Annotated in this window: 16 protein-coding genes; 10 read left to right on the top strand and 6 right to left on the bottom strand. The window is 65.1% G+C overall.

Annotated elements, in window-relative coordinates; all coding sequences use genetic code 11:
• The first annotated feature begins 124 nt into the window (after positions 1 to 124).
• Both LB532_RS13770 and der read left to right on the top strand, forming a co-directional pair.
• On the top strand, positions 125 to 790 hold the full coding sequence (locus LB532_RS13770; RefSeq protein WP_140638615.1) for a tetratricopeptide repeat protein: 666 nt from the start codon (positions 125 to 127) through the stop codon (positions 788 to 790).
• Positions 791 to 793: 3 nt separating this feature from the next.
• Entirely contained in the window at positions 794 to 2,227 is a 1,434-nt protein-coding gene (der, locus tag LB532_RS13765; protein ID WP_140638616.1) for a ribosome biogenesis GTPase Der, read from the top strand.
• A gap of 59 nt (positions 2,228 to 2,286) precedes the next feature.
• On the opposite strand, the gene LB532_RS13760 is transcribed toward der, so the two are convergent.
• Positions 2,287 to 3,207: a LysR substrate-binding domain-containing protein gene (locus tag LB532_RS13760; protein WP_140638617.1), complete on the bottom strand. Its 921-nt coding sequence runs from the start codon at positions 3,205 to 3,207 to the stop codon at positions 2,287 to 2,289.
• 116 nt (positions 3,208 to 3,323) lie between these two features.
• Here LB532_RS13760 and LB532_RS13755 point away from each other — a divergent pair, with 116 nt between their 5' ends.
• From LB532_RS13755 to LB532_RS13725, 7 genes are all read left to right on the top strand, one after another.
• Positions 3,324 to 4,685 carry an MFS transporter gene (locus LB532_RS13755; RefSeq protein ID WP_140638618.1) on the top strand — a complete coding sequence of 454 codons (1,362 nt, stop codon included), beginning with the start codon at positions 3,324 to 3,326 and terminating at the stop codon, positions 4,683 to 4,685.
• A gap of 68 nt (positions 4,686 to 4,753) precedes the next feature.
• On the top strand, positions 4,754 to 5,935 hold the full coding sequence (locus LB532_RS13750) for a cell wall hydrolase (protein WP_140638619.1): 1,182 nt from the start codon (positions 4,754 to 4,756) through the stop codon (positions 5,933 to 5,935).
• Between the two features lie 256 nt (positions 5,936 to 6,191).
• Entirely contained in the window at positions 6,192 to 6,590 is a 399-nt protein-coding gene (locus tag LB532_RS13745; RefSeq protein WP_140638620.1) for an AtpZ/AtpI family protein, read from the top strand.
• Positions 6,591 to 6,677: 87 nt separating this feature from the next.
• Positions 6,678 to 7,436, top strand: coding sequence for a F0F1 ATP synthase subunit A (locus LB532_RS13740; protein ID WP_140638621.1), 759 nt, complete (start codon positions 6,678 to 6,680; stop codon positions 7,434 to 7,436).
• An 84-nt stretch (positions 7,437 to 7,520) separates the two neighbouring features.
• The gene (locus LB532_RS13735) at positions 7,521 to 7,745 is read left to right on the top strand and encodes a F0F1 ATP synthase subunit C (protein ID WP_140497964.1); all 225 of its coding nucleotides are present in this window, start codon (positions 7,521 to 7,523) and stop codon (positions 7,743 to 7,745) included.
• 94 nt (positions 7,746 to 7,839) lie between these two features.
• Positions 7,840 to 8,439, top strand: coding sequence for a F0F1 ATP synthase subunit B (locus LB532_RS13730; RefSeq protein ID WP_140497966.1), 600 nt, complete (start codon positions 7,840 to 7,842; stop codon positions 8,437 to 8,439).
• Between the two features lie 10 nt (positions 8,440 to 8,449).
• Complete coding sequence (locus LB532_RS13725; protein ID WP_140514758.1) at positions 8,450 to 8,941, top strand: F0F1 ATP synthase subunit B; 492 nt, start codon at positions 8,450 to 8,452, stop codon at positions 8,939 to 8,941.
• A 120-nt stretch (positions 8,942 to 9,061) separates the two neighbouring features.
• Here LB532_RS13725 and LB532_RS13720 read toward each other — a convergent pair whose 3' ends face one another.
• Together LB532_RS13720 and LB532_RS13715 are read right to left on the bottom strand one after the other, a co-directional pair.
• Positions 9,062 to 9,757 carry a ribonuclease HII gene (locus LB532_RS13720; RefSeq protein ID WP_140638622.1) on the bottom strand — a complete coding sequence of 232 codons (696 nt, stop codon included), beginning with the start codon at positions 9,755 to 9,757 and terminating at the stop codon, positions 9,062 to 9,064.
• Between the two features lie 141 nt (positions 9,758 to 9,898).
• Complete coding sequence (locus LB532_RS13715; protein ID WP_224556937.1) at positions 9,899 to 11,053, bottom strand: PA0069 family radical SAM protein; 1,155 nt, start codon at positions 11,051 to 11,053, stop codon at positions 9,899 to 9,901.
• 150 nt (positions 11,054 to 11,203) lie between these two features.
• Here LB532_RS13715 and LB532_RS13710 point away from each other — a divergent pair, with 150 nt between their 5' ends.
• Positions 11,204 to 11,728: a glycosyltransferase gene (locus LB532_RS13710; protein ID WP_140638623.1), complete on the top strand. Its 525-nt coding sequence runs from the start codon at positions 11,204 to 11,206 to the stop codon at positions 11,726 to 11,728.
• 148 nt (positions 11,729 to 11,876) lie between these two features.
• On the opposite strand, the gene LB532_RS13705 is transcribed toward LB532_RS13710, so the two are convergent.
• Genes LB532_RS13705 through LB532_RS13695 form a run of 3 tightly spaced genes read right to left on the bottom strand, consistent with a single transcriptional unit; the run spans position 11,877 to position 13,865 of the window.
• On the bottom strand, positions 11,877 to 12,449 hold the full coding sequence (locus LB532_RS13705; protein WP_140638624.1) for a GFA family protein: 573 nt from the start codon (positions 12,447 to 12,449) through the stop codon (positions 11,877 to 11,879).
• Complete coding sequence (moaB, locus tag LB532_RS13700; protein ID WP_140638625.1) at positions 12,446 to 13,000, bottom strand: molybdenum cofactor biosynthesis protein B; 555 nt, start codon at positions 12,998 to 13,000, stop codon at positions 12,446 to 12,448. Before moaB ends, LB532_RS13705 begins: the two co-directional genes overlap by 4 nt.
• Positions 12,987 to 13,865, bottom strand: coding sequence for a 4-(cytidine 5'-diphospho)-2-C-methyl-D-erythritol kinase (locus tag LB532_RS13695; protein ID WP_140638626.1), 879 nt, complete (start codon positions 13,863 to 13,865; stop codon positions 12,987 to 12,989). Before LB532_RS13695 ends, moaB begins: the two co-directional genes overlap by 14 nt.
• Between the last annotated feature and the right edge of the window lie 19 nt (positions 13,866 to 13,884).

Raw genomic sequence — 13,884 nt, 5'->3', positions numbered from 1 at the left:
GGGCTTTTCGTCCGTTTGCCCCGCGAATAGGTGATTTTCCGGTCGAACCCCTTCCATGCCGACAAAATTTCGCTAAAACGCGGGCTCGCGAACGCCCCGTCCCGGGGCAGGAATGGTTTTATTGATGTCCGACGACAGTTTTATCCGTGAAGTCAACGACGAGATCCGTCGCGAACAGGCGCAGAAGCTGTGGGACCGTTTCGGCCCGGCCCTGCTTGTGGTCGCGGTGCTGGTCGTGCTCGGCACCGCCGCCTTCGTCGGCTATCGCTACTGGGACGAGACCCGCGCCAACCGTTCGGGCGATGCCTTCTCGCAGGCGTTGAAGCTGGCCAATGACGGCAGGAATGACGAGGCGCTGACCGCGCTCGATCAGCTGGAGAAGGATGGCTACGGCGCCTATCCGCTGCTCGCCCGCATGCGCGCTGCCACCGTCAAGGCCGACAAGGGCGACGTCGATGCCGCCGTCAAGGATTTCGACGAGGTGGCCGCCGACACCGCCATTCCCCAGGGCATTCGCGACATGGCGCGATTGAGGGCGGCGCTGCTGCTGGTCGATCACGGCTCCTTCGCCGATGTGTCGAGCCGCGTCGAGGCCCTGACCTCGGACACAAACACGCTGCGCCACACCGCGCGCGAGGCGCTCGGGCTGGCCGCCTGGAAGGAAGGCAAGACCCAGGACGCGCTGAAGCTGTTCGACCAGATCGCCGCCGATGACGGTGCCCCGCGCAACACCCGCGAACGGGCGACCCTGATGTCCGAGCTGATCCGCGGCTCGGGCAGCGCGTCGTGACATATGAGCTTCAAAGTCGCCATCATCGGCCGGCCTAACGTCGGCAAATCGACTCTTTTCAATCGGCTGGTGGGAAGGAAGCTGGCGCTTGTCGACGACACGCCGGGCGTGACCCGCGATCGCCGCGTCCATGCGGCAAAGCTTTACGACTTGCACTTCGACGTCATCGACACTGCGGGTTTTGAGGATGCCGCCGCCTCGACGCTGCCCGGCCGCATGCGTGCGCAGACCGAGATCGCTATCCGTGAAGCCGATCTGATCTTCTTTACCGTCGACGCCAAATCCGGCCTGTTGCCGGACGACCGGACCTTTGCCGAGATCGTGCGCAAATCCGGCAAGCCGGTCGTGCTGGTCGCCAACAAGGCCGAGGCGAAGGGCGCGCAGGGCGGCATGCTGGAGGCCTGGGAGCTCGGGCTTGGCGAGCCGGTCCCGGTCTCGGCCGAACACGGCCAGGGCATGCCCGACCTGCGCGACGCGGTGATCGCCGCCCTTGGCGAGGCGAGGGCCTTTGGCGAGGATGAAGATGACGACGAGGAGATCGCCTCCAGCGAGGTGCTGATCGGCGAGGACATCGCCGATCCCGACGCCGACGAGGTGCCGGCCTATGACGACACCAAGCCGATGCGCATCGCCGTCGTCGGCCGCCCCAATGCCGGCAAGTCGACGCTGATCAACGCGCTGATCGGCGAGGAGCGGCTTTTGACCGGACCGGAAGCCGGCATCACCCGCGATTCCATCTCGGTCGATTGGGATTGGCGCGGCCGCCGCATAAAGCTGTTCGATACTGCCGGTATGCGCCGCAAGGCCAGGATCCATGAAAAGCTCGAGGTCATGTCGGTGCAGGACGGCCTGCGCGCCATCCGTTTCGCCGAGATCGTCATCATCGTGCTCGATGCTACCATCCCTTTCGAGAAGCAGGATCTTCAAATCGCCGACCTGATCATCCGCGAGGGCCGCGCGCCGGTGATCGCCTTCAACAAATGGGACCTGATCGACAATCCGCAGGAACTCTTGGCCGAACTGCGCGAGAAGACCGAACGGCTTTTGCCGCAGGCGCGCGGCATGCAGGCGGTGACGGTTTCGGCCGAGACCGGACGTGGCCTCGACAAGCTCATGGAAGCCGTCATCCGCACGCATAAGGTCTGGAACAGCCGCGTCTCGACCGGCAGGCTCAATCGCTGGCTGGAAGGCATTCTTGCGCATCATCCGCCGCCCGCGATTGCCGGTCGCAGGCTGAAGATCAAATATGTCACGCAGGCCAAGACGCGCCCGCCGGGCTTCGTCGTCTCGTGCTCGCGCCCGGATGCGATGCCGCAATCCTACGTCCGCTATCTCACCAATAGCCTGCGCGAAGCCTTCGACATGCCCGGCGTGCCGATCCGCATGGCGCTCCGCACATCCGACAATCCGTTCGCCGGTCGGGCCAGGAAGCGCTGAAGCCTGGGGAAGGGCGCCGACCCTCCGACGCGGCGTAGATCCGAGGGCACAACCAAAGCCTACGCGACCTTCGGCAGGTTCTCATCCGTCCGCGCGCCCTCCGGTAGCGCCTGCCGCGCCGCTTCCAGCAGGATATCGGCGAGGCGGGCGGCCACCGGTTCGGGCTCGGCGTCCCTGCGGTGCAGGAACAGCGCCATCCTCGGCAGAGCCGGTAGACCGGCAATCTCCGGCGTCATCGCGCTGACGCTGGCCGGCAGGCCGACGTCGGTGCGGATCGTCAGCCCGAGCCCGGCTGCGACGGCCGCCCAGATGCCACCAAGGCTCGGGCTGGAGAAGGCCATGCGCCAGGGCAGGCCGGCGCGGTCGAGCGTTTCGGTTGCGACCGTGCGCAACAGGCAAGGTGCTTCCAGCGCGACCAGCGGTAGCGGCTCGCCATGGCGCAGGCTTGTCTCGATGCGCTTTGCCGCGCCGATCCAGCGCATCTGCACGTCGGCGACATGCTGGCTGTAAGGCAGCGTCGCGCCGCTGTGCCACGCAAGCGCGATGTCCAGGCTGCCCGAGATGATCCGCTCCGCGAGCTCATCGCTACGCGCGATGCGGGCCTCGATCTTGACTTTGGGATGGGCACGGGCGAAGCGGCCGAGCACGTCGGGCAGCACCGCCTCGCCAAAATCCTCCTGCAGGCCGAGCCGTACCCAGCCTTCCAGCTCGACGTCATGGATGGCGGAGGCCGCCTCGTCGTTGAGCTCGACCAGCCGCCGCGCATAGCCGAGCATGGTCTCGCCGGCTTCCGTCAGCGCCAGCCCGCGTCCCGACTTGCGGAAGATAGGCGTCGCCGCCTGCTCCTCCAGTTTCTTCAACTGCGCGCTGACCGCCGAGGTCGAGCGGCCAAGCCGGTCGGCCGCCTTGGCAAAGCTGCCAAGCTCCATTCCGGTGACGAAGCTCCTGAGGACGTCGAGGTCGAATGTCACGCGTCGCATGATAATCCCGTTTTTCAGGATTTTGTGTCAAAAACTTCCTGATTTTATGGACAAAGCTATGGCGATAGACATGCGCCGTCAAGGCCGGTCACCGGGCCGCAAACGGGAATGAAACCATGTCCGCCATCGTCACCCGCACCGATTGTGAGTCGGCGCCACGAGCCGCAGGTTCCGGCTCCAGGACCTTCACGCCCAACCACCGCTGGAAGGTGCTGGGTATCGGCGTCGCCGCCAATGCCGGTTTTTCCGCTACTTTCTCCGGCATACCGGCAACCGCGGTGCTGATGCGGCAGGGCTACCATCTCGGCAACGCTCAGCTCGGCCTGGCGCTTGGCCTTCTCGGTCTGGGCGTTGCGCTCAGCGAACTGCCCTGGGGCCTGCTCACCGATCGCTGGGGCGACCGCCGTGTGCTTTTGACCGGGCTCGGCGCCACGGCGGCGTGGCTGTTCCTGATGGCGTTGCTCATCGTTCCATCCTCGTCCGGCGTGCCGGGCGTGCATGTCCTGGCGGGCGCCTTGCTCGTCACCGGTCTGCTCGGCGGCAGCGTCAACGGTTCGAGCGGCCGCGCCATCATGGGCTGGTTCCGCGAAGGCGAGCGCGGCTTCGCCATGAGCATCCGGCAGACGGCGGTGCCGCTTGGCGGCGGGCTGGGCGCTCTTGTCCTGCCCTCGCTCGCCGCCACGCATGGCTTCGCGGCGGTCTATGGCCTGCTTGCCGTCATCTCCGTGCTATCCGCCTTCTTCGCCTGGCGCTGGCTGCATGAACCGCCGACGCAGGATTCGGCCGCGCCGCCCGTTCTGGCCGGGCCGCCGCCGCTGCGCAATGTCGAGGTCTGGCGCATCGCAGCAGCCATCGGCCTGCTGTGCTTTCCGCAAGTGGCCCTACTCACCTTCGCATCGGTCTTCCTGCACGACTTCGCCGGCATGGGGACCTTGGCCACCAGCGCAAGCCTCGCCGCCGTGCAGACCGGCGCCATGGCGATGCGCGTCTGGAGCGGGCGCTTCACCGACCGCCACTGCAACCGCAGGCCGTTCCTGCGCCTGTGCAGTGCGCTCAGCGCGCTTGCCTTCACGCTGCTCTGGCTGCTGGTCCTGGCCGGCCCGACCATATCAGGCGGCCAGCCCGTCGTGATGGCCACGCTTCCCGTGATGCTGATTGTCGCAGGCATCCTGGTCTCCGCCTGGCATGGCGTCGCCTACACCGAGCTTGCCACGCTTGCCGGCGCCGGCCATGTCGGCACCGCGCTCAGTCTCGCCAACAGCTTCGTTTTCATAGGCTTCTTCCTGGTTCCGGTGGCCATTCCCGGGCTCTTGCATCTCTGGTCCTGGCCCGGCGTCTGGTTGTCGGCCGCGGCGTGCGCGTTGATCGCATGGCCCATCTTCCTGCGGCCGGCCTGCGTGTCCGTCCCGCCGCAAAACCGCCCCACTTCGCAACCACGAGCCCTGAGCCGACCGGGAAAACCCGATCGAAGCTGTTAACGTCCCATCAAGGTTAATGCATCATTTTGCTCTCCAGTGGGGTCAGTAGCGTTCCTGGAGAGAGTTCCGTGCATCGACGTGTCTTGACGCGCCTTGTTGCCGTCGCCGGTGAGAAGAAACGCAGCCTCGTGGCGCCTTTCATCGTCGGCCTCGGCATCTGGATCGGATTTCCGACAGTTTCCGCCTACCAGGATATGACGAGCCTCGTCTCCGGCCTCGAGGCGCCGACCCGCTGGAATTCCTATGTCGAGAAATCCGTCGCCGGATCGGTCCATGCGGCCGAGATGCCGTTCGTCGACGACGCCGTGACGGGGTCGCTCTCCGGATCGGGGGTGCGCCTGCCCGGCGTCGGCGCCGTCTCCTTTCGCGGCAAGGGCGGCAAGGTCGGCACCACGCCCGACGAGGACCGCATCGTGCGCGCCGACAAGAAGGGCCGCATCATCCAGATCTCTCCCGTCGCCCCGCCGAAGAACTTCAACGCCGGCTCGATCTTCGAGCGCACCTCGTCCCTGCTGCGCCCCAGCATGGACAGCGGGCTGAAGATGGCTTTCGCCAAACCCCGCATCAAAGGCAAGGAAATCCAGATCGCCGCGGCATTCCATGCGCGTGAGGACAAGAAGCCGGATCCCGGCGTGTCGCCCATGCTCGCCGCCCTGGTCAATAATGACCATCCGGATGTGCTGGCGACGGCCTATGCCCAGGCCGCGCCCGATTATGCCAAGGCGTCGCCCTTCGAGGCCCTGCTCCAGGACGAGGAGCCCAATAGCGGCCGTTTCATCCCGCCAATGGCCAAGGGCGACCATTCTTGGATCCAGAATCCGCTTCCGGCGAGCGTCTTCTCCAAGCCCGAGCAGAAATGCCTGGCCAACGGCATCTACTTCGAGGCGCGGGGCGAATCCGTGCGCGGCCAGGCCGCCGTCGCCCAGGTCATCCTCAACCGCGTCCGCAATCCGGCCTATCCCAATTCGATCTGCGGCGTCATCTACCAGAACGACAGCTGGTTCAACCGTTGCCAGTTCTCCTTCGCCTGCGACGGCAGGAAGAAACGCATCGACAACCCGGTCGCCTACAAGACCGCGCAGGATGTCGGCATGGCGGTGACCGCCGGCAAGGTCTTCATTCCCGAAGTCGGTTCGTCGACCCACTACTATGCCAATTACGTCCATCCGGGCTGGGCGCGCACGATGCAGAAGATGACCAAGATCGGCCTGCATATCTTCTACCGCACCTATGGCGGCGGCTGGAGCTGAACGCCCGATAGCCGCCGATATTTTCGCACGGCTGCGCGGTCTCGCGAAGAGCCGTCGCGCGGGGGATTCGCGCGAGGCGTCCACGCCGCCATGGCGGGCACGATGTCGCACCTCGCTACTACCTTGATTTCATTGTATAAAATACATGGTAAGGAACTTCCGCCCGTGGCTTGACGGGCGCAAACCCTCTAACTATGTTGCCGGCGACTTTAGAAGCGGACGGACGGTGACGGTCTGCCCGGGCAGGGGGGTTGCGATGGCCGACAAAACTGGGCCAGGCGGAACCGGAGAAACCGGCCGCGGCAAGCAGCACGAAGCCGCCATCCGCGACGACGAACTTGAGCGCCGCCGGCGTGAACTTGAAGCATCGCTTGCGACAAGACGGCCGGACCGGCTCGAGGGGAAAGACGCGAAACCAGTGACCGGGTACGGTCAGGCACTCAAGCTGTCCAGCGAGTTCATCGCCGGGGTGGTGGTCGGTGCCGCCATCGGCTGGATCATCGACCGTCTGGCGGGGACATCGCCATGGGGTCTGATCGTGTTTCTGCTGCTTGGTTTTGGCGCGGGCGTGCTCAATGTCATGCGTTCGGCAGGCGTTGTGGCGGAATTCGGACAGGGCGACAAATCGCGCTCTGGCCGCGACGACAGCAAGTGATCGCCGTTCAGGCGGCACTTGGAAATAGCCGCCTTTCGACGGGCGGCATGGTAACAAGGCCGCATGCGGCACTGACGGGGTTTGAACGTGGCAGCTGACAAGGTCGATCCGATCCACCAGTTCCATATCAACAAGCTGATACCGATCGATATCGGCGGTTACGACTTGTCCTTTACCAATTCGGCGCTGTTCATGGTCGCGACCGTGGTTGTCGCCGCGGCATTTCTGTTTCTGACGACGTCGAGCCGCAGTCTCGTTCCCGGCCGGCTGCAATCGATCTCCGAAATGGCCTATGAATTCGTCGGCAACATGTTGCGCGACGCCGCCGGCACGCAGGGCATGAAGTTCTTTCCCTTTGTGTTTTCCCTGTTCATGTTCGTGCTGGTCGCCAACCTGCTTGGCCTGTTCCCGTATTTCTTCACCGTCACCAGCCACATCATCGTCACCTTCGGCCTCGCCGTCTTGGTTATCGGCACCGTGATTGTCTACGGTTTCGGCAAGCACGGCCTTGGTTTCCTCAAGCTGTTCGTGCCGCACGGCGTGCCGGTGTTCCTGCTGCCGCTGGTGGTGCTGATCGAAGTGATCTCCTTCGTCTCGCGCCCCGTCAGCCTCTCGGTTCGTCTGTTCGCCAACATGCTCGCCGGGCACATCACGCTGAAGGTCTTCTCCGGCTTCGTCGTCAGCCTCTCGGCGCTGGGCGCGGTCGGCGTCGCTGGCTCGGTTCTGCCGCTGGCGATGGCCGTGGCGTTGACGGCGCTCGAACTGCTGGTCGCCTTCCTTCAGGCCTATGTCTTCGCGGTGCTGACCTGCATGTATCTCAACGACGCCCTGCACCCGGGGCACTAATCAAAAGTTTCCGGCGCAAGAGTTTCCAACATTGCCGCCGGAATGGAATCGCAACGGAATTTCAGATCCAAAGGAGTTGAACAAATGGACGTAGAAGCAGCAAAGTACATCGGCGCCGGCATCGCTTGCCTCGGCATGGGCGGCGCGGGCATTGGCCTCGGCAACATCTTCGGCAGCTACCTCTCGGGCGCGCTGCGCAACCCGTCGGCCGCCGATGGCCAGTTCGGCCGTCTGATCTTCGGCTTCGCCGTGACCGAAGCTTTGGGCATCTTCTCGCTTCTCATCGCGCTGCTGGCCCTGTTCGGCTGAGCCCCTGTTTGGCTGAGCCGCCGTTTGGCGAAGCTATGGGAAGATTGGACAGGCCGGCCGCGAGAGCGGCGGGTCTGATATCAGGGGATAGTCCATGTTCGTGACATCTGCCTTTGCGCAAGAGTCCGCGCCTGCCACCGAGGCAGGCCACGCTGCGACGGAAGGCGACACGCATTCCGGCACCAGCGTGCCTGCCGAAGCGCATGGCATGTTTCCGCCATTCGATCCGGCGACGTTTCCGTCGCAGCTTCTTTGGCTGGCGATCACGTTCGGGCTCTTCTACCTCTTCCTGAAGAGGGTGGTGGTGCCGCGCGTCGGCGGCATCATCGATGTCCGCAACGATCGCATCAGCCAGGATCTCGATCAGGCAGCGAAGTTGAAGGGCGAGGCCGACGCCGCCGTTGCTGCTTACGAGCAGGAATTGGCGGAAGCCAAGAAGAACGCCAATGCCATCGGCCAGCAGGCCAATGACGCGGCCAAGGCGGAGGCCGAGACCGCGCGCAAGAAGATCGAGGCGGCGCTCGACGAGAAGCTTGGCGAGGCCGAGGCGCGCATTTCTTCCATCAAGGCCAACGCCATGAAGGAAGTCGGCAGCATCGCCGAGGACACTGCTTCGGCGATCGTCGAGGCGCTGGTCGGCGGCAAGGCCAGCAAGGCCGAGATCGCGGCCGCGGTCAAATCCGTGGCCGGGTGAGGAGCGCATCATGGACGCCACATCTCTTGCAACGCTCTGGGCCACGATCGCCCTGGTCATTTTTTTGGGCATCGCCATCTACATCAAGGTGCCCCGCCTGATCGCCAAGGCGCTCGATGCCCGCGCCGCCAGGATCAGCAGCGAGCTCGACGAAGCGCGCAGGCTGCGTGAGGAGGCCCAGCAGCTGCTTGGCCAATACCAGCGCAAGCGCAAGGAAGCCGAGCAGGAGGCCGCAGACATCGTCGCCGCGGCCAAGCGCGAAGCTGAACTGCTCGCCGCCGAGGCGCACAAGAAGACCGAGGACTACGTCGCGCGGCGCACCGCACTCGCCGAACAGAAGATCGGTCAGGCCGAGCGCGAGGCGATCGGCGAAGTGCGCGCCAGTGCCGTCGACATCGCCGTCGAAGCCGCTCGCACGCTGCTCGCCGGCAAGATCGACGCCAAGGCGGGAGCGGACCTGTTCAAGACCTCGCTCGCCGATGTGAAGGCGAAGCTGAACTGAGCTGACAACCAGCAGAATTGAAAAGGCCGCCCGGGCAACCTGGCGGCTTTTTTGTTGGGTGGTGCGCCGAGGCTGCCAATCTCCCCCACGTGGGGGAGATCAGCTGTTATCGCTGCCGGCTCAATCCAGCCCGGCGAAGCTTTCTTCTTCCACCACCTCGGCACCTTCAAGCCTGAATGGCGCGAAGGACACACGGTGCAGCCGCGCCACCGGCCCGTGCGTTTCGATCGCGGTGCGATGGCGGACCGTGGCGTAGCCCATATGCACTTCGAAGCCGTAGTGCTGGTGATGGCTGCCGCAGCCGCACATCATGCGGTCGCGCATCACCTTGGCGACGATCGAGGCGGCGGCGATGGATTGCGAGCGCTGGTCGCCCTTGATCAGCGCGCGCCCCATGCAAGGCAGGCCCGGCGGCACGTCGCGCCCGTCGGCAAGCGCGAGCTTCGGCCGCACCGGCAGGCCGGCGACCGCACGGCGCATCGCCTCCAGGCTCGCCTTGAGGATGTTGCTGCCGTCAATGCCCTCGGCGCTGACGGAGGCCATCGACACGCCAAGCGCGGAGCCGATGATGCGCACGAACAGCGCCTCGCGCTGCAAGTGGCTGAGTCGTTTGGAATCGTCGAGGCCGTCTGGGATGTTGGCAGGGTCGAGCACGACCGCAGCCGCCACCACCGGTCCGGCCAGCGGGCCGCGTCCGGCCTCGTCCATCCCCGCCACTGGCCACAGACCTTCGGCCATCGCCTTCGTCTCGAAGGAGAAATCGGGTTTCTCGACGATTTCGAAGAGAGGCGGAGAATCAGAACGCGCGCGAGCCATGTTGCGGCGAGGTTCGCATCGGCTCTGATTCTCCGCAAGTCCCTCCGGGTCGGGTGGGGCGCCGGACCGGGAGGGCACCGTCTGCAGGCCGGGGCAGGCCGGACGGGATTTTTCGCCACGGCGGCAAACAGCCGCGGTCGTTCAAAGCAGCATCAACTGCTCCTGGTCCTTGCCGGCGGCGACGAACTGGTCGGTCCGCAGCGTGCGCCGCTCGGCATTGAGGCCGAGTCGCTTGGCGGTGATTTCGAAGCGCCGGCCGATCTGCCAGGCGTAAGGACCTGCGCCCTTCATGCGCTTGCCCCATTCCGAATCGTAATCCTTGCCCTCGCGCATCGAGCGGATCAGCGACATCACATGGCGATAGCGGTCGGGATAGTGGCGTAGCAGCCAGTCCTTGAAGATCGGGCTGACCTCGAGCGGCAGGCGCAGCACGACATAGCCCGCCTCGCGTGCGCCGGCATGGTGCGCCGAATCGAGGATGCGTTCCATCTCCTGGTCGGTCAGCCCGGGGATGATCGGTGCCACCATGACCGAAGCAGGGATGCCGGCATCCGCAAGCTGCCTGATCGCCTCCAGCCGCTTGGTCGGCGTCGAGGCGCGTGGCTCCATGGTGCGCGCCAGCATGCGGTCGAGCGTCGTCACCGACAACGCCACCTTGGCGAGGCCCCGTTCGGCCATGCGTGACAAGATGTCGATATCGCGCGTCACCAGGGCGGATTTGGTGACGATGCCAACCGGGTGCCCGCGCGCCTCCAGCACTTCGAGGATCTCGCGCATGATCCGGTACTGCTTCTCGATCGGCTGGTAGGGATCGGTATTGGTGCCGATGGCGATGGTCCGCGGCTGGTAACCGTCCTTCGACAGTTCCTTGTCAAGCAGGCGCCCCGCGTCCGGCTTCGCGAACAGCTTGGATTCGAAATCCAGCCCCGGCGACAGGCCCATGAAACTATGCGTAGGCCGCGCAAAGCAGTAGACGCAGCCATGCTCGCAGCCGCGATAGGGATTGATCGAGCGGTCGAAGGAGATGTCGGGCGATTCATTGCGGGTGATGATGGTGCGCGGCTTCTCGACCTGCACCTCGGTCTTGAAGGGAGGCAGTTCCTCCAGCGAGTTCCAGCCATCGTCGAAGACATGCCGGCTGACGGGCTCGAACCGACCGGACGGGTTGATGCCTGCCGACCGGCCGCGGTTGCGGTCCGGACGCACGCGCATGCCGCTCTGCTCGATCATCGCGTTGGCCATCTCGGCTCGTCCTGCTCCGAAGGCGGCAATGTCGGCGCGCATGATCGGTTCCATCTTCGCCCGCTCCCAGGGACTGTCCATGTTGCTTCGAATCGCTCTGCTCATGAATTTAATCCTATTTACCAGGCCAGAACAAAGCAAGAACTTTTTATGGTGCGCCGCAAAAACTGGCGCTGCGTTCCGCTTTCCGCTATTCGGCAAACGATGCTCACCGTTCTCATCGAGACCCACAATGACGAGGAGGGCCTCGCCCGCACGCTGGCGACGCTGATTGGCGGCGCGGTCGAGGGCGTGGTGCGCGAGGTCATCGTCTGCGACACCGGTTCCACCGACCAGACCCATCGCGTCGCCGAGCATGCCGGTTGCCAGTATGCGACCGACGGGGTCGCGGCAGCCATCCGGCATGCGAAGGGCGATTGGCTGTTGCTGCTGGAACCGGGTGCGCGACTGGTCGACGGATGGATCGACGAGGTCGTTGCGCATACCGCGAGGCAAACCATGGCGGCGCGGTTTTCACGCACACGCGCCGGCCGCGCGCCATTCCTGGCCCGGATCTTCTCGGGAAATCGGGCCTTGGCCGACGGGCTGCTGATCAGCAAGCGCCAGGCCGCGTCCTTGTCGAAAAAAGCCGGCGGCGCCGAGGCCCTCGCTCGCGGCCTGGCGACCAAGCGGCTGGATGCCGAAATCTGGGCCGCTCCGGCAAAACAAGAGCACCGCCCGTCCAAATGATTTTGCAGCTGCCCTGTCTACATGCGTTGCACATGTGACGCGCAGCTAGCTTCCGATCACGCGGGTGCCGGCGCGCAGGCCGCGGCTGATGATGGAAGTGGTTTCGGCGTCTCGCGGCCCTGGCGCCGACGTTTCCACGGCGAGCCGGTTATTCGCTAAAGCGCATTTCGACGGGCATCCAGCGAAGGCGACGCCTGGCTTGGCGCTGTGCCTTGCTTTCCGCGCCGTAGTCCACAGGGATCGGTTCCTGACTGAACCACCTTCGATCGTCCAGGGCGTTGATGATGACGATTGCTCTGGCATCGTCCTCTCCGGCGATTGCAGCGGTATAGACGCCGCATTCGCCGCAGATCAGGTAGTCGGCCGTCCCCAATCCAAAACGGTATTTCTTCAATCGCCGGACGTCCTTGACTGAGATGATCAGCCTGCCGTCCGGATCGGCGACGGCGCGCGAGCCATGCCTGGTACAGAACGAGCACTGGCAGGCGCGGACCTCGATTTTCGATGGATCGAGCTCGGTTGAAAATCGAAGGCGTATGTTGCCGCAATGGCACCCGCCACTATGCACAGTCATCGCATCCATCCCGTCGTCAACGGCGATGGCCGCCGCCGCGAGACGATACGTCCTGCCGCATCCGGTTTGGAATGGCCTTTCGAAGGCGAAGGTGGTGTTCTGCCTGGCAAACGCGGCTTGAAACCAGCGCGTTGCCTCGGCTTTCACGGAGCCGACATGCCGCGCCGCAGGTGCTCGTCCAGGCGCGGCATGATCTCGACGAAGTTGCAGGGCATGTGCCGGTAGTCGAGCTGCGCCTTCAAGATGCCGTCCCAGGCATCCTTGCAGGCGCCGGGCGAGCCCGGCAGCACGAAGACGAAGGTGGCGTTGACGACGCCGCCGGTCGCCCGGCTCTGGATCGTGGAGGTGCCGATCTTGTCGTAGGAAATGCGGTGGAACACCTCGGAAAAGCCGTCCATGCGCTTTTCGAAGATCGGCTCCAGCGCGTCCGGCGTCACGTCGCGCCCGGTGAAGCCGGTGCCGCCGGTGGTGATGACGACGTCGATGTCCTTGTCACGCGACCACGCCAGAACCTTGTCGCGGATCTTGTCGCGGTCGTCGGTGACAATGTCGCGGGCGGCGAGGATGTGGCCGGCTTCCGCGATACGATCGGCCAGCGTCTGGCCGGACCTGTCGTCGGCAAGGCTGCGCGTGTCGGAAACGGTCAGCACCGCGATGCGCACGGGGATGAAAGAACGGTTCTCGTCAGTCCTGGCCATGGGCATCTGCCTCCGCCGTCATGCTGCGCGTCGCGGCGACGAACCAGTCGGGTTGCCGGGCGCGGATGTCCGCGGCCGCGCGCTTGGCGACGTTGCCGGTCTCGAACAGGCCGAAGCACGTGGCGCCGGAACCCGACATGCGGGCAAAACCGGCTCCGGCCTTGCTCAGCACCGAAAGTGCCTTGCCGATAGCGGGCTCGATGGCGCGGGCCGCGGGCTCAAGGTCGTTGCGCGTGATCTCCAGCCAGTTGCGCAGGCCGTGGAAGTCGATCACGCGCGGCAGCGGCGGCAGCGCGTCATTGTCGCGCCGCGACAGCGCGTTGAACACGTCGGCTGTCGAGACCGCCTTGCCGGGATTGACCAGCACCAGTCCGAGCGCCGAGAAATCGGGCACGATCGATAGCTCCTCGCCGATGCCGCGCGCGATCAGCGGCCTGGCCGCCAGGCACATGGGAATGTCAGCGCCGAGCGAAAGCCCGATCCGCGCCAGCGCGGCTTCGTCGATGTCGAGTTGCCAGGTCGATGCCAGGCCGCGCAGCACCGCTGCCGCATCACTCGATCCGCCGCCGACGCCGGAGGCGACCGGCAGGTTCTTTTCGAGCCTGATGGCGACCGGCGGCGTGCTCCGAAGACCGGCCGCCTGCCGCAGCGCGTCGCGCGCCCTGAGCACCAGATTGCTGCCGTCGACAGGAACATCCGGAGCGTAGCGGCCGGACACGCTGAAATCGTCTCGTTCGGCAAGCGCGATCTCGATCCTATCGCCAAAGCGCGTGAACACCGCCAGGCTTTCGATCAGGTGGTAACCGTCATCGCGCCTGCCGGTGACGTGCAGAGCAAGGTTTATCTTGGCGGGCGCCGGCCACATCCGGACGCGCTGACCGGAT

Source organism: Mesorhizobium sp. ESP-6-2, from assembly GCF_020164675.1.
GTDB lineage: Bacteria > Pseudomonadota > Alphaproteobacteria > Rhizobiales > Rhizobiaceae > Mesorhizobium.
The sequence above is the reverse complement of the archived record's forward strand: the minus strand, read 5'-3'. Positions and strand labels throughout refer to the sequence as shown.

Bases quoted from the DNA above. Each gene is read 5' to 3' on its own strand.
- LB532_RS13770 (WP_140638615.1), top strand. From the start codon at position 125: ATGTCCGACGACAGTTTTATCCGTGAAGTCAACGACGAGATCCGTCGC.
- der (WP_140638616.1), top strand. From the start codon at position 794: ATGAGCTTCAAAGTCGCCATCATCGGCCGGCCTAACGTCGGCAAATCG.
- LB532_RS13760 (WP_140638617.1), bottom strand. From the start codon at position 3,207: ATGCGACGCGTGACATTCGACCTCGACGTCCTCAGGAGCTTCGTCACC.
- LB532_RS13755 (WP_140638618.1), top strand. From the start codon at position 3,324: ATGTCCGCCATCGTCACCCGCACCGATTGTGAGTCGGCGCCACGAGCC.
- LB532_RS13745 (WP_140638620.1), top strand. From the start codon at position 6,192: ATGGCCGACAAAACTGGGCCAGGCGGAACCGGAGAAACCGGCCGCGGC.
- LB532_RS13735 (WP_140497964.1), top strand. From the start codon at position 7,521: ATGGACGTAGAAGCAGCAAAGTACATCGGCGCCGGCATCGCTTGCCTC.
- LB532_RS13730 (WP_140497966.1), top strand. From the start codon at position 7,840: ATGTTCGTGACATCTGCCTTTGCGCAAGAGTCCGCGCCTGCCACCGAG.
- LB532_RS13725 (WP_140514758.1), top strand. From the start codon at position 8,450: ATGGACGCCACATCTCTTGCAACGCTCTGGGCCACGATCGCCCTGGTC.
- LB532_RS13720 (WP_140638622.1), bottom strand. From the start codon at position 9,757: ATGGCTCGCGCGCGTTCTGATTCTCCGCCTCTCTTCGAAATCGTCGAG.
- LB532_RS13715 (WP_224556937.1), bottom strand. From the start codon at position 11,053: ATGGAACCGATCATGCGCGCCGACATTGCCGCCTTCGGAGCAGGACGA.
- LB532_RS13710 (WP_140638623.1), top strand. From the start codon at position 11,204: ATGCTCACCGTTCTCATCGAGACCCACAATGACGAGGAGGGCCTCGCC.
- moaB (WP_140638625.1), bottom strand. From the start codon at position 13,000: ATGGCCAGGACTGACGAGAACCGTTCTTTCATCCCCGTGCGCATCGCG.
- LB532_RS13695 (WP_140638626.1), bottom strand. From the start codon at position 13,865: ATGTGGCCGGCGCCCGCCAAGATAAACCTTGCTCTGCACGTCACCGGC.